This window comes from Filimonas lacunae, assembly GCF_002355595.1.
GTDB lineage: Bacteria > Bacteroidota > Bacteroidia > Chitinophagales > Chitinophagaceae > Filimonas > Filimonas lacunae.
The window spans coordinates 7142513-7159095 of record NZ_AP017422.1; the positions used below are offsets into that span (position 1 = coordinate 7142513).

Consider the following 16583-nt stretch of genomic DNA (forward strand, 5'->3'; position numbering starts at 1 on the left):
AAAAAGATTAGATCATGGGGCCTTGGAAGGATACATCTGCCCCGTACAGAGATGTCAGCAGCCGAACACTATTCGGTATTGCAAAGGTAGAAAATATTGGAAAGAGGGCCGGAAAAAATCCAGAGCAACAAAAAAGCCGCTATGAAAGCGGCCTTTTTGAAAAATGTATCTGTAACAGGGTACTAGGAGTGCCACTGTACTTTTTGTTCTAATGGTGTGTTGCGCGCACCGGGTTTGCTGCTGTCGGCAGCGTAGCCCATATACAACAGGCCCAGTACAGCGTCTTCTTCTTCCAGCTGAAAATACTGTTTCATAGCTGGTTTTAAGGTCATACCGCCAGTGCTCCATAAAACGGCAATGCCGTTGGCTTCTGCACCCAGTAATATATTTTGTACTGCACAGGAAGTAGCGGCTAGCTCTTCTATTACAGGAATATTAGGATTGGCACCACGCTTCATGTACACTGCTACAATATGACTCAGGTTATTGCCCATATTGGTAAGGTTGTCAAATGTTCCCTGGTTGAAACGTTCAGCAGGTGTGTTTTCTTTATACAGGTTGGCGTGATCGGCACAAAAGCGGGCTACTGCTTCACCTGCATACACCACAAAGCGCCAGGGCTCGGTTTTAGCATGGGTAGGTGCCCAATCGGCCAGTTGTAACAGTTCGCGTATTACGTTGTCTTCAATCTTTTGTCCGTTCATTACCGCCGGTTTAATACTGCGACGGTTTTCAATAATCTGTGTAAGTGTTGCCATCTTCTCCATTACGCTTCTAAATGATGTATTAAGGTATCCTGGTAATTTCAGCACCCAGGCTGTTCAGGCGCTGGTCAATGTACTGGTAACCACGGTCTATTTGTTCAATGTTCTGAATTACGCTTTTGCCCTCAGCGCTTAATGCGGCTATCAGCAGCGCTTGTCCGGCACGAATGTCGGGGCTGCTCATGGTAATACCGCGCAGCTGGTTTTTACGGCCCAGGCCTATTACGGTGGCACGGTGCGGATCACATAAAATAATTTGCGCACCCATGTCAATGAGTTTATCTACGAAGAAAAGGCGGCTTTCGAACATTTTCTGGTGAATCAATACGCTGCCTACTGCCTGGGTAGCCACTACCAGCACAATGCTGATAAGGTCGGGGGTAAAGCCCGGCCAGGGATGATCGTAAACGGTTAATACGCTTCCGTCAAGGAAGGTGCTTATTTCATATTTCTCCTGTGAGGGAATGAAAATGTCGTCGCCTTTAATATCCATCCGGATTCCTAACTGGCGAAATTTCTCTGGAATAACACCCAGATGTTCTACGCCAGCCCCCTTAATCAGAATTTCGCTTTGGGTCATAGCGGCCAATCCGATAAAGCTGCCCACTTCAATCATATCAGGCAGCATACGGTGGGTGGTACCACCTAAAGCGTCCACGCCTTCAATAACAAGCATGTTACTGCCTATGCCGGATATTTTAGCGCCCATCCTGTTTAACATGCGGCATAACTGCTGCACATAAGGTTCGCAGGCGGCGTTGTAAATAGTGGTAGTGCCTTCTGCCATTACCGCAGCCATTACAATGTTGGCGGTACCGGTAACGGAAGGTTCGTCCAGCAGCATAAAAGTGCCTTTCAAACGGGAAGTGCTTAACTGGAAATAATTAAGCTCGTCGTGATAATCAAAACGGGCTCCCAGTTTTTCAAAACCAATAATATGGGTATCCAGCCTGCGGCGACCAATTTTATCGCCACCTGGCTTGGGAATAAATGCCTTTTTAAAGCGGGCCAGCATAGGGCCGGCAATCATCACACTGCCACGCAGGCGTCCGCCTTTTTTACGAAAATCTTCTGAGCTGAGATAATCTACATCTACGTTATCCGCCTTAAAAATACAGGTTTGCCTGTCAACACGGTCCGCTTTCACTCCCATATCCTGTAACAGCTCAATCAGCAGATTTACGTCCAGGATATCAGGAATATTTTCAATGGTAACAGATTCGGGGGTCAACAGTACTGCAGAAATAATTTGTAGTGCCTCGTTTTTAGCACCTTGGGGCACAATTGTGCCCTGCAGCTTTTTGCCGCCCTTTACTTCAAATGAAGCCATATAGGAGTTTACTTAAATCTCTTCTTGAAATTCTGGTTATTGTTGTTACGGTTGTTACTACCGCCACCGCCATTATTGTTGCGGTTATTGCCATTACCATTGTTGCCACGGTTGTTGCTGCCACCACCGTTATTACGGTTATTGTTGTTATTGCTGCGACCACCGCCACTTTTAAAGCTTTGCTGTTGTCTTCCGCCGCGATTGTTGCTACGGGAAGGATAATCGTCGCGATCAAATGCCGGAGCCCTGTGCTTAATGTAAGGAGTATTGCTGAATTCCAGTTCACCACCGGTAATCTGGTTCATCTCCACACGGATGGCATCGTCGTGTACCAGTTCTTTATGCCAGTTGCTGTAAGCCAGCTTCATGTAGTAAGCTACTGTGTTGGCAAAACCTGCTTTTTTCTCAGGATCTTCTTCATTCAACGCTTTTTCTATTACTGTTTCCAGGTTTTTGCCCAGGTGCGAGTATTTAGGGTAGCGCTTAGGATAAGGCAGCGGATCAGGTCTGGCCTTATAGGTTTCTTTTGTAGGAATAGGATAAGGGCTATCCACTTCTAATTTAAAATCGCTGATATAAAAAAGGTGATCCCAAAGCATGTGTCTGAAATCCTCCACATTTTTCAGGTGGGGGTTTAAAAATCCCATCAGTTCAATCACCACTTTAGTCTGTTGCTGACGTTCTTCCCTGTCTTCAAGCGTTAGCAGGTGTTCTACCATCTTCTGAATATGGCGGCCATATTCACGCATTACTAAATAATTCCGGGTAGTATTGTATTCCATTAAAAATTATTGCTTATGTAACAAATGTACTGATTTTATGCCATGCTGCGAATCAGATGAAAGCAGTGGGGAATAATCTCAATTTTCAGCTCTTCTATCGTTTCCCGTGGTTCACCATCAATATGCAGGGGAGCATGTTTCAGATTTTTGATGGTTAATGAGGGAGTTTGAAAATACAGCACGTTTTTGTTGGCCATATCTTCTACCAGTTGCTGTAGCTTATTATTGCCCCTAATCTGACGCAAGATAGCAAAAGGAAGCTTGGCTTTATTCATTTTTTGGGCAATTACAATATCCAGTAGCCCATCCTGCAGGCTGGCAGCCGGCGCAATGGTAAAGTTGTTACCAAACTGGTTACTGTTAGCCACACTGATAAAGAAAGCATCCGTAAAAAACGAAAAACTGTCTAAAACCACCTCAAACTGATAAGGATGTGCCTTAAAAAAGTTCAGCAGGCTTTGCTGGGTATAGGTTAATAGCCCTCTGGAATCTTTAGTGGCAAAATCGTGTGCCACCTGGGCGTCGAAGCCTAAACCGGTAAGCATACACGAAAACTGATCATTTACCATAAAGGCATCCACCGGCATGGCGCTACCTGTTAAAATCAGTTCAAAGGCTTCTTTGGGCTTTTTAGGAATGCCGGCCGAAAAAGCCAGGCCATTACCACTACCAAAAGGGATAATGCCAAACCGCACGGGCAGGTGTCGCAGGGCGTTGATTACCTGGTTCACAGTTCCGTCACCGCCAATGATCACTATATCGGTTATTTGCTCGTCACGTATCTTATCAATCAGGAAATCATAATTTCCCGTTGAGCTGGTAGGTACAATTTCGTAGTTGAGATTACGCTGATTGCTGATATTTTTCAACAATTTGATAAAGGCCTCTTTTTTAGAGGTTCCTGATATCGGATTTACAAGATAAATAAATCTGCGTGTCACTATATTGTCTCTAAGGCCACTTTTAATTGTTTTCACATTCAATGTTTCTACCGGTGGCACCGCTGCTGAATATTCCATTACACTGTTTAATCGTTAGAAAAATGAACAGGCAAAGTAAACGATAATATTGCCAAAAATGACAGCCTTGTTTTAACTCTGGCGTATAATTAACGAATAGGGTGCCAGTTTGTTTACACAATTGTGTTTTATTGGTGTTAAAAGGAACATTTACAGCCATAAAGGGAATATTTTTGAGGGGTAAACAATTACCAAAAGTGAAACAGGTTTTTCCTTTTGTGTGCTTGTTACCTCCCTTAGGGAAAGGGTACCGGATGGGAGTAAAAAACTGTAGGTAAATAGTTTAGTATAATATTTATTTATTCCGGAAATAGTATCATATTCGTATAGAAGAGCTTTTGAAAAACGATTCGCTGACCATTTTAGCAGAAGAGGTGTTACCATCAACCCCAGTGCATTCTTCGGGTTCTGGCCTATTGCTATTATTGAATTTTATGTGTATTCGTTTTGCGTTGAAATACTTACTAATGTGTTGATTCCCCTACAAAATTATCGTGGTGTGCTTTGTATGTGATTGGTGGTACTTGCTGTGCAATGGCAGGCGCTTACCGGCACTCCTGTAGTATGCTGGTTCGGTTTGCATGTGCTTGCTGTGCAGTTGAAATTACTTATGGTAAAGATGCAGCTATGTACAATAGTGTGGTAAGTGCTTATTTCTGAAAGTAAAGTTTTTACAACTTGTTTGTAAGTGCTGTACAAGACATGTAAGATCCTTCCCATGCATTGGTACAAACTGCAGAACATTTTCAAAGTAAGTACAAATGATTGTGCAGTGCTTACGATATTGTTTGTATGTACTTACAAAGTGTGTTGTAAGTACATACAAAGTCCTCTGTAAGTACTTACGAATGGTTTTAAAGTACTTACAAAGTCTTCTGTAAGCACTTACAAAGTGTGTTGTAAGTACATACAAGGTCCTCTGTAAGTACTTACGAATGGTTTTAAAGTACTTACAAAGTCTTCTGTAAGCACTTACAAAGTGTATTGTAAGTACATACAAGGTCCTCTGTAAGTACTTACGAATGGTTTTAAAGTACTTACAAAGTCTTCTGTAAGCACTTACAAAGCGTATTGATGTTGTTGAAAATCAAAACAAAGTTTTAAAACAGGCTGTAGAGCGCTTTATTATCAATAAATCCAATTCCCATGAAAAGCCATAAGGAAGAAGTGGCGTTAGGTTTCTTCATTCGCTGTTTCTTCTGATTTTTTAACCTGAAAAATCAGAATATGGCTGTAAAAAACGTGGATGGAACTGCCATCCAACTCTGTGGATTAAGTAGAATTGACTTGCTTGTGGATGACCTGCTGCAAACAGGACTTACCAACACACCTGTAACAAGCGTATTGTCTGAGTGTAAAGCTGTTTGTAATCACATCCGGAAAGATCTGATTACCAAAATGGCCACTCTTCCTAAAAAAGGAAAAAAATCGTGTATTGCCAATACTCGTAAGGTACTGGTGGAAATTTACGACAGACTGGATAATGGTATCCAGCAATTTAGAAAAAGAGAAAGCAGTGTAATAGCCTATAGCAACCTGCTATACGAAATCAAAAAAGTGCTGTGCTTTATTGAGCAGCGGTGGCTTCTGCATTGTTCGGGAGATGTGAAAAAAACAGACAGGGAAATTTTTGATATTCGTTCTGTCTGGTGCAGAAAATTTCGTGTATTAAAAAAGCAATGCAGGGGTATTGACAAAGCATTGAGCGATGCTGTGTTACAAACACTGTTCAGTTTTATTTCTACCAAAAAAACTTACCAGCTCACAGCTGATCGTATTGATTATGTCAATGATGTTTTTTTGCAATTAGAGCAGCTGCTGGCGAATGCTTCCAATAGCATAAAACTAGAGGGTGGTATCATGTCTATGTTGATAAGTAAAGAGTTCAACGCGCCTTTATTTATTGCTTACTACAAGCAACACCTGGATGATAAAATTCACCTGCTAACAGCTTATGATGAAAAAATTGCGGGGTATCATCTGGCTCTTGCCCACCTGAATTTTCTACTGCCTGTATCACCCACTCCCTTATTCTCCAGCACACCATCGTTACAGGATGAAATCACTTACTGGGTAAATGGTTCTGTTACCTTACTAAAGGAAAAAGAGCATATGCACCGATGTCAGAACCAGACAGGAAAAGAAATCCGGAAACCTGATAAAATCATTTACAAAGAGCCGGCTTTTGTGGTAGCAGAAACGTATAAAATGATGCTGACCTGTGGCTTTATTTTAAACGACAGTTTTGCGCAATTATGTAATGCTGTTATAGAAACCGGAGATATAGGAAAAGGGAATTCGTGTTCCGGTAATTACCTGGAGAGTGCTACCAGGCGTAATAGGGAAAAGTCCCGGAAAATTATCAGGGAATACGTTATGAAGTTCCTGGACTATCTCGATGGTAACATTGAGTAACCCGGTGCGTACCTTATGCGTACCTTATGCGTACCTGAAGTTGTGGGTACGCTTAAGTGTATTGCGCTGATTTTCATTTTCTTATATAAAAACTGATTACTACACGAAACTTTACAACCAATATTTTAAAAAATCTTTTCCGCATGTGCATTGCCTTTGAGCATGGGTACGCGTACGGTACGCGCTGGTAAGCAGGCTAACCGTCAGCAATTTTATATTGCAAAGCAGCTAACCAATTGATCAGAACGGCCGTTCGCCTCCAGGCTGTGATTGCTTATCCGGTTATTGCGCATAAAAAAGCATCACAACAAGGGAGGATACATAAGGCTAAGCGGCTTTGTCCAATTCATTAAAAACAAATAACTCATTTTTTATGAAAAAGACATTTTTCTCATTTGTGCCACGTAATGATGGCGAATTAGCAGTGTGGGCGGTTAACCTGAAAGAAAAAATTGTGATATGGGGGCCAATACTTGGCTATTCTGCTGCACAGGTTTCGCAAATTCAGGACTACTGTCAGTTTATTATAGATGCGGTAAATAAAGTGGAAGCTAAGCGCGGCGAGCTTTCTAATGCGGTGAATGCCAAAAATGAAATGCGGGAGAACGAGTTACAGCTGGTGGTAAATTCTCTGCTTGCTTTAAAAAAGCATCCTGCTTACCTGCCTTCTATCGGTGGCGAATTAAGAATTATAGGCTCGGTTCAGGTATTAAATCCTGAATACCTGAAGCCTATTTTAAGCGCCGAGGTGCATGCAGGTAAAGTAACCCTGGCCTTCAACCTGCAAAAAATGAACTGCGTAAGTGTTTATTGCCGGCCTAAAGGAACAATGGGATGGGAAAAACTGGGTAATGATTATGAAAGTCCCTACGAAGACAAAAGACCACTTGCAGTGGCCAACCAGCCGGAAATACGCGAATACATGGTTCGCTATTTCAACGGCAGGGAGGAAATTGGTAAACCCAGCGATATTGTAACCGTAACCTATGGAGGATAACATGATGAAGCTAACATTAACACGCACCTATCGCCCAGGTGGAACCAACGGGACTTTGGAGCTGAATGGTAAACTGGTTTGTTATACCATAGAATTGCCCTGGCGCGACAATAAACCCCAGGTAAGCTGTATTCCGGAAGGAACCTATATGCTGGTAAAGCGATATAGTGACAAGTTTAAACACCATTTGCTGGTGCAGGATGTTCCTGACCGCAGTCTTATATTAATACATCCGGCCAATAATGCCGAATTGGAATTAAAAGGATGCATTGCACCGGTAAGCACTTTGTTAAGGCCGGGCTGTGGTGAAAAATCCAGGATGGTTTTTGATCCATTGATGAAACTGGTTTATGCAGCGCTGAACAGAGGAGAGGAAATAACCCTGCATATCCAGGCTATTTAGGAACAATAAAGCTATTGTGCTAAAAACAATGGTTTTGTTAATAGCAGGTTTCATTGCAGGAGAAATAAATAAATCAGGAATTTTGAGGAAGGGCGGCAATTTTTTGCCACCCTTTTTTATTTATTCTATCTGATAAACATACTTCCTGAAAATGCTGAAAACCCTTACACAGAAACCATTTCATCAATCATTAGTTACCAGCGATTTTAATCACGGGGAGACATATCCCTAGAACAAGTGGTCCACCATTAAATTCAATCGTGCTATTTTGTCCCGTTGTTTGGCTAACTATCTTTTTTAGGATAATTAGCTAAGCGTTTAGATAACATCCAATAAGAATATGAAAACCCTTGTGCGTTTGACCCTTAGGCCTATACATATACTTTCGGTAGTGCTGTGCGTGTTGTTTTGTAATAGTGCTTCTGGACAAGCAGGTATTGCGGTTGATAATATTGTATCAGGCACCTACGCGCCAGGTGCTTCAATTGGAGTGGAAATAACACCTTCAGGAACATTTAATGCAGGCAATACTTTTCAGGTTTACCTGTCTGATGCCAGTGGTAGTTTTGCCAGTCAAACTCTGATAAGTACTTATACCGCTACTTATACTAATGCTATAAATGCAACTTTACCTACTTCACTTGCTGCAGGTACAGGATATAAAATAAAGGTGGTGTCTACTGACCCTGCCATATCCACTGTATATGGGGGTACAATTTCGGTTGCTACAGGTACTACAGTAAACGCTTCTGCTACAGCTTCTGGTACTAACGTAATAGTAGCAGGTTCCATATATGGTTCCTGCGTGCCGGCAGTAAATAAAACCCTTACTATCAGAAACAACTCCACTCCGGGTGCCAATGTTACTGTTAAGCTGGTTAATGATCTTACAGGGGCTGATGTTTCTTCTTATGCTGTATATAATTCTGGTATCAATGGTTGGGATCTTACCCTGCCATCCCTTGCCTATTATACATTTACAGTAACTGCAGAATTGAATGGAGTTGTAAGTACTGCTTCTTATACAATATTAAATAGTACCACTAACAATAACATTGGTTCTAATGGTAGCCAAACAGGTTGTATGCCTAACAGCATTGATATTAACCTGGGTATGGATCTATTAAAAACCAACTACCCTGGATTACGTTACCAGATTTCATGGGGTGATGGTACTACTGAATATATTTCACTGGATTCATTGATAAAAAGCAATGGTAAGATCACTCACCTGTACACAAAAACATCGTGTGATGAAGTGGGTGGAAAATTTACTGTAACCTCTACTATTGCAGTTCCTTCTAACTGGAATTTTTGTAACCTCAATAACCCGGCTTTTCTTACAATACAGGTTTTCCTTGCTCCGGATGCCCGCATTTCATTAAGTTCCGGCCGGGTGTGCGTTAACTCAAACATTACAATCAGAAGTACCAGTCTTGTAGGCCAGGGTACATATGATGGAGGAAACGTGTGTGAGGGTAAAGCTATATATACCTGGATATTAGATGGTACAACTATATATGATCCTGGTGTGCCAGAGGCAGCTCCGCCAGATCAGGTGTTAACTTTCCCTACACCAGGTGTACACCAGATAACGCTTTTGGTGAGTAATAACCCGTGTGGTGAATCTGATACCACTGTGTTTTTCTGTGTAGAAGACAAGCCGGATTCTACTTTCCATATAGATGTGAATAAGTCGTGTGTTCCATTTGTGGTTAAAACAGATACTGTTTTAAATACATCCAGAGTATATTGTATTCCTTATGTAGAGGAATATACTGTTCTGGATTCTAATAAAAATGTAGCACCTGCTAACAGATATAAAGTAATAGCTGGCAGCCTGGCGGGAGCAGAACCACAAATTCAGTTTGATACTGCAGGTAAATACTATATCAGGTATACTGTTCGTAACTCCTGTGGAAGTTTCTTCAGTGAAAAACTGGTTGAAGCGTATTATGCAAACGTAACCATGCCCGATTCGGCAAGGTATTGTGATACCCTGCGAATTAATTTTGGCACTAACGCCAGCCACAAACCTAATTATAGCACTTCAGCTATAGGTGGTGAATCTTATCAGTGGACTGTAACGGGTGGTGCCTATACTTTTGTATCTGGTACTGCTACTTCGGCATACCCCATTATTAAATTTAACGACTACGCAAGATATGTTGTAACGGTACGCTTTACCAACATGTGTGGTACGCAAACCTCTTCGCAGGTGATCAGGTTTGATAAGCCGATGTTAATTAATATTAACACGCCGTCTGCAAATACAACCGTTTGTTGGGGAACAACTAGTATCAATCTTGCTGCCAATACAACGGGTCCTTCTGATGCCACATTGGCATGGACTACCAATGGAGCATCCAATGGTACGTTTTCTCCTACCAACACACTTGCTACCACTTATACATTTGGTACAAATGATATAGCAAATAAAACTGCTACTGTTATTATTACTATAACCGGCCCTAATGGTTCGGTATGTCCGAGAAAAAATTCAAGCCGTGTTATTAGCATGTATCCGGAAAACAAGGGTACCAGCTATTCCAAGGATATTTGTTCGGGAACTGCTTTGAACGAATCGTTGGTGGCGTCTACCACAGGTAGCACATTTACATATACTTCTGTAAGTACAGCTAATGTAACAGGTGCAACAGCATCTGGTTCCGGCAGCGTAATTACCGATGTGCTCACCAACAATTCCAGCAGTTCGGCCGGTACGGTTACTTATACTATTACACCACTGGCCAACGGATGTAATGGTACACCGTTTACTATTACTATTACAGTACAGCCAACACCTGCGCTTACGGTTAATCCTTTAACAAGTGCAATGTGTAGCGGCAACAAAACCGGACTGGCACTTACCAGTTCTTTAGCCGGTGCCACATTCCAGTGGCTGGCGTCTCCTGTTTCAGGAACTGCCAGTGGTTATTATACTACTCAGCAGGGTACTACTGTTGCGGGTACTACATATACTATTGATGACGAGTTGCTGAATACTTCCAGTACAGATGCCCAGGTAAAATATGCTATACAGCTTGTTTCGGCTAATGGCTGTAAAAGTCCTGTGCAGAATGCGCTGGTTACTATACATCCTAAAGTAACGGATGCAAATGCTGGTAGCGATAAAAAATATTGTAACGTTAGCCAGGTTACCCTGGAAGGTAATACTGCTACTGTAGGTACAGGTGTATGGTCGCAAACATTGGGACCAGCAGCAGTCATTACCAATCCTAATAACCCTGCTTCAACAGTAACGGGTTTGGTGGGAAATACCGAATACCGTTTTGCATGGACTATTACCGACAATTCTGCCAGCCATTGTGGATTTACTACCGATACGGTAATTATATATAATCGTCCTGCCACTACAACAGCGACTGTAACCACTCCATTAACATTGTGTGATTTTGTGGCCGGTGATCTGTCACATAATAATAAAACTCTTACCGGTAATATTATTACCAGAGCTTTTGAATCTGGTAAATGGACAGTGGACGGCTCGCCTACAGGCAGCAGCTATAGTTTCAGTGACGACACTGATAATGATGCCATTTTTACGGTAAGCATGCCGGGTACCTATACTTTACGATGGACTATTTCGGGCGATGCCGGTTGTACGCCATCTTCGGCAGTGTTAACACTGAATGTATATGCACCTCCTGCTTCAGGAAGTGTAGCTACCACCACCACTGCTGTTTGTGCGGGTACAGACGTGAGGGTAACCCTTTCCGGATATACCGGGGTTATTCAAAAATGGCAGTATTCCTACGATGGATTAAGCTGGGTTGATACGGCTGTGCAAACATCCACTATTGATTTCCTGAATACCCAGGACACATTTGCTGTGCGTGCTATTGTCATTTCTTCCGGAAATGCGGCAGGTTGTCCGAGTGTATCTACGGCCACTCCTATTACTATTAATGTATCTGCTTTATCTATAGGTGGGAATGGAAAAGATACTACTGTTTGTCAGGGTACTTCCACCTTCTTCACTTTAACTAACTATAGGGGCAGTGTAATTGCCTGGCAAGCTTCTACCAATGGTGGAACCACGTGGACTACTGTTCCTGGTGTAACTGGCGAAAGGCTGGATTATAGCAATATTCAAACAACTACCCAATACAGGGCTGTTGTGCAAAATGGCGTATGTAGCCAGGTATACTCAGCTGTTAGTACAATAACAGTAATACCTTCTATTGCGCAGCCTACAGCAGGTAGTGCACAAAATCTGTGTAACGTAACGGGCACCACACTGGACGCAAGTGCGGTAACACACTCCGGTGAAATAGGTGTTTGGTCTCAATCTACCACCACCGGTAGCACTAATGCTGTGTTTGGAGATGTGAATAATCCTAAAACCACGGTTACCAGCCTTTCACCGGGTACGTACATTTTAAAATGGACGGTATCTAATGGTGGTGTATGTGGAACTAAGTCTGCCAACGTGCGTATTGATATATCTGCTGCTGCACAGGGTGGTGATGCTTTAGGCGGTGGCACTTATTGCAGAGGCAGCGTGCCTACCAATACCATCGACCTGGATAACTATACAGGCAATGTTGTTCGTTGGGAGTCATCTACTGATGGTACTACCTGGACTACTATTTCTAATACAACCAGCACGCTTACTTATAATAATAGTGTAACACAAACTACTTATTACAGGGCGGTAGTAGATAACGGAAACTGTACCGTACCTGCTTACTCTACCGTGGCAACGGTAACTATAAAAAATCCGGTGACCACTCCTGATGCTAATATTGATCAGGATTTATGTAATGCCAATGGCACTACATTGGCGGCTAATAGTGTAAATACTGCTGCTGGTGAAAATGGCACCTGGACTCAAAGTGTAAGAAATGCAGCCGGTGCTGTTATTGCAAGTGCAACCAACCCTGCCACTGGAATCTCTGGTTTAATAGCAGGTAATACCTATACTTTTATATGGTCTATTGATAATGGAGGAACCTGTCCGGTTAAAAGAGATTCTGTTGATGTAGTGGTGCGCAACCCTATAGCCAATATAATTGATACCACCAATCAGTTTCCGCTTACCATTTGTGAAGGCGTTCTGGTAAATGTTACCGGCGGCACTCCAACAGGCGGTAATGGCGCTTATGCTTATCAATGGCAATACAGCGAAGACAATATCACCTGGAACAATTTCGGAACGTTGTCTACTGCGAAAGATTTTTCTTTTACAGCATCTTCTGTAAGCTTATATATCCGTAGAAGAATTATTTCCGGTCCGTGCGACAACTTCAGCAATGTGGTGGTGTTAACAGTAAGAAAAGCTATTACCAATAACACATTAGCTTCCAGTCAGGATATTTGTATTAACACTGCTCCTGCTGTTATAGTAGGTTCTGTTCCACAGGAAGGTGGCGGAGGCTACATATATACCTGGGAACAAAGTATAGATAATGCGGCTACCTGGTCGGTTATAGCTAGCGCTACCGGTAAAGATTATGCACCGGGCGTACTTACGCAAACCACCCTGTATCGCAGAACAGTAACTACTGCATTATGTTCTGGCCTGCAAAAGAATGTGAGTGATTCCGTAATTATAAAGGTAAATCCGGATGCAAAAGCGAGATTCTCTGTAAGAGATACTATTGGTTGTGCACCATTTGTTCTTACTGCTGCAAACATTGTAGATACGCCTTATGCTGCTAATAATGGCGGATATAACTGGTTGGCCAATGGTGTATTAATCGGAACCACTGTAGCATTCCCGGGATATACCATTAATAATGTGGATGACTCTGTAACTATTCGTTTGGTTACCACCAGCCTCTATGGTTGTAAAAGCGATAGTATGGAGCAGAAATTTTTCTCGTTCCCAACTCCTGATCCTCAGTTTACTGTAAGTCAGGATAGCAGTTGCGGACCATATACTGTACACTTCACCAATAATTCCAATAATTCACCACGTGTGAACTATGAGTGGGATTTAGGTAACGGTCAAACTACAACCAACTTTAATCCGGCGGATATTACTTATCCTATCAATCCGGATAGAAGAGATACATTCTATGTGGTGAAACTTACTGCTGTTACAGGTTGTGACAGGGCAGTATTAACAGATACCATTAAAGTATATGCTGCACCAAAGGCAACATTTACACCTTCTGTTACTGCAGGTTGTTCGCCATTGACGGTATTCTTTAATAACAATTCGTTAGGTGAGCGTATAACGTATACCTGGAATTTTGATGATGGACATGGAGATAGTGTTACTACCTCTGCAGGTCAAACAAGCCATACGTTTGTCACGTTTGTACAGGATACATTCCATGTGAGGTTAATAGCTACCAACAGTTGTGGAACAGATACCAGCTATTACAACATAGTGGTATCGCCTAATCCTATTTCGCTGAATATGTCTATCAACGGCGATCAGCGACAAGGTTGTGCCCCGTTAACTGTACAGTTTAACAACAATACCCGTGGAGCCAGCGCGTTCCGTTGGGATTTTGGTGACGGCAACGTGTTAAATACAACCGAGAACATAGATACTATTACCCATGTGTTTACTACACCGGGCAGGTATGCGATTACGTTAATTGCTTCTAACTATTGTAGCGATACAACTGGTTATGAAATGGTAGAGGTGCTGGCTGTGCCGGAAGTAGACTTCACAGCATTACCAACACAGGTATGTATTGGTGATTCTATACATTTTACCAATAACAGTAATTCTACCTTAACGGGTCTGGTATGGAGGTTTGGTGACGGAGATACTTCGGTAGTCACTAATCCTAATCACGCTTACAAGACGGCGAATGCTTATAATGTAACTTTAACCGGAAGCATACAGTATCAAAGTGGTATGGTGTGTTCTACCACAGCTACCCACCCGGTAACCGTTATTGCTTCCTTACCTGGTTTATTTACGGCCACTGATACTATAGGTAATTGTGTACCGTATACTATTACGTTCACTAATTCTATCACTCCTTCTGCACTTACCAGCTGGGATTTTGGTGATGGCAGTACGGCTACAGGTGATGTGGTTACGCACACTTATACACAAAACGGAACATTCACCGTAAAAATGAACTCGCTTGATCCGGGCGGTTGTACTTACGAGCATGCTAAGAATGTAGTGATACAAGGTCCCGAAGGACAGTTCATTTATGATAACGGATACATCTGTAAAGACAAAGCCGTTCGTCTGGAAGTGAATGCTGTGCGTACTACCAGTTACAAATACATATTTGGAGATGGTGATACGCTGGTAACTAATGCCAACGTGGTATTCCATATTTATAAGCAACCAGGTATTTATAAACCTGCAGTACAGCTACTAACAGCTGATTGCGGTGTGTGGATATATGGCACCAACCAGATAATGGTGGATTACTACCAAACCGGCTTCACCTCTGTACAGCAAAAAGTGTGTGGTAACAGCCTGGTGGCCTTTACCGATACTTCCCGCTCTTATTTTGGCATCCAAAGCTGGGATTGGAGGTTTGGTGATGGCGGTACTTCTACCGATAAAAATCCGCAACACAGTTATGTGGGCACCAACAGCTGGCCGGTAACCTTAATTATTACAGGCACCAGCGGTTGTAAGGATACTACTATGGCTTATGTATCTGTGAAGCCCAACAACAAACCTGTGGTGCAGATTATGGCTGCTACCAGTGGTTGTGTGGCTCAGCCAATGATGTTTACTGCCAATGTAAACTCTCAGGATAGTGTAAGCCTGTATGCATGGAACTTCAGCAATGGTTTTGCTACCAATGGAGAGCAAATCACTACTAAGTTTGGCACTGCGGGTTCTTACCAGGTACAGTTGGTAGCAGGTACTATATTCGGTTGTTACGATACAGCCAATGCCACCTTTGTAATCAATCCTACACCAACGGTTTCATTGGGTAATGATGTTACCATTTGTCGTGGCGCATCTGTACAGTTAAATGCGGCAGGTGCTACCGAAGCTGCCTGGTCGCCGATTAACGATCTGGATTGTGGTAACTGTTTAAAACCTGTAGCTACTCCATTAGAAACCAGGCAGTATGTGGCCAGAGGTTCTAATGTGTATGGTTGTAGTAGCACAGATACTATTGTCATTAATGTGGTACAACCGGCAAGGGTGCAGGTAAGCGGACCAGATACTATATGTGTGGGCCAATCGGCACAGTTATATGCTGATGGTACAGAAAAATACAGATGGTGGCCTGCTGCTTCGCTCAGCAACACCACTATTGCTTCACCAGTGGCCAGTCCAACACTGACTACTATATATAGTGTGGAAGGTTCGGACAGCTTAAACTGTTTCCGTGATACCGGCTACATTACCATAACAGTAGGTCAATGGCCTAAAATAAGTCTGGGACCAGATAAGGTGTTAAGCACTGGTACGGAGGTACAGTTAACTACTACCTACATTAACGGACCAATGGTGAAATGGACCTGGACTCCGGAAGCCAACCTCAGCTGCAGTAATTGTGCTGTGCCGGTTGCTACGGTAAGAACGGATGTATGTTACAGCGTAACCGCTGAAAACATATATGGTTGTGAGGCCAAAGACACCGTATGTATACAGGCGTTCTGCGAAAGCACGCAAGTGTTTATTCCGAATGCGTTTGTTCCGGGAAGTGTAAACAACGGCCTGTTAATGGTACGCGGTAAGGGTATCCGGTCTGTGAAATCGTTCCGCATCTACAACCGTTGGGGTCAGGTAGTATTTGAGAGAGCTAACTTCCCGCCAAACGATAAAAGCTTTGGATGGGATGGAACCATAAAAGGATCATTGCCAACGCCGGATGTATATGTGTATACGGCAGAGGTGATTTGTGACGATGGCAAGGCGTTTACTTATAAAGGAAACGTAGCTATATTAAAATAAAACACTA

Annotated in this window: 8 protein-coding genes; 4 read left to right on the top strand and 4 right to left on the bottom strand. The window is 42.6% G+C overall.

The genetic code is table 11. The annotated features are described in order from the left end of the window. Positions 1-182: 182 nt before the first annotated feature. From FLA_RS28245 to FLA_RS28260, 4 genes are read right to left on the bottom strand one after another with little or no spacing between them, the layout of a single operon-like run. A complete protein-coding gene (locus FLA_RS28245; RefSeq protein WP_076376665.1) occupies positions 183-767 on the bottom strand; it encodes a nitroreductase family protein in 585 nt (194 codons plus the stop codon). 19 nt (positions 768-786) lie between these two features. Further along, on the bottom strand, positions 787-2094 hold the full coding sequence (gene murA / locus FLA_RS28250; protein WP_076376667.1) for a UDP-N-acetylglucosamine 1-carboxyvinyltransferase: 1308 nt from the start codon (positions 2092-2094) through the stop codon (positions 787-789). 8 nt (positions 2095-2102) lie between these two features. Beyond that, on the bottom strand, positions 2103-2876 hold the full coding sequence (locus tag FLA_RS28255; protein WP_076376669.1) for a DUF4290 domain-containing protein: 774 nt from the start codon (positions 2874-2876) through the stop codon (positions 2103-2105). A 35-nt stretch (positions 2877-2911) separates the two neighbouring features. Further along, the gene (locus tag FLA_RS28260; protein ID WP_231940345.1) at positions 2912-3895 is read right to left on the bottom strand and encodes a diacylglycerol/lipid kinase family protein; all 984 of its coding nucleotides are present in this window, start codon (positions 3893-3895) and stop codon (positions 2912-2914) included. A 1227-nt stretch (positions 3896-5122) separates the two neighbouring features. On the opposite strand from FLA_RS28260, the gene FLA_RS28265 reads away from it, so the two are divergent. The 4 genes from FLA_RS28265 to FLA_RS28280 all read left to right on the top strand — a co-directional run bounded on the left by FLA_RS28265 (position 5123) and on the right by FLA_RS28280 (position 16576). Further along, positions 5123-6310 carry a hypothetical protein gene (locus tag FLA_RS28265; RefSeq protein WP_076376671.1) on the top strand — a complete coding sequence of 396 codons (1188 nt, stop codon included), beginning with the start codon at positions 5123-5125 and terminating at the stop codon, positions 6308-6310. 373 nt (positions 6311-6683) lie between these two features. Next, positions 6684-7307 (top strand): hypothetical protein, encoded by a 624-nt coding sequence (locus FLA_RS28270; RefSeq protein ID WP_076376673.1) that lies wholly within the window; start codon positions 6684-6686, stop codon positions 7305-7307. Then, a complete protein-coding gene (locus FLA_RS28275) occupies positions 7297-7710 on the top strand; it encodes a DUF5675 family protein (RefSeq protein WP_200802570.1) in 414 nt (137 codons plus the stop codon). The genes FLA_RS28270 and FLA_RS28275 overlap by 11 nt, the downstream gene beginning before the upstream one ends. 340 nt (positions 7711-8050) lie before the next feature. Further along, the gene (locus FLA_RS28280) at positions 8051-16576 is read left to right on the top strand and encodes a PKD domain-containing protein (protein WP_076376675.1); all 8526 of its coding nucleotides are present in this window, start codon (positions 8051-8053) and stop codon (positions 16574-16576) included. Positions 16577-16583: the final 7 nt, after the last annotated feature.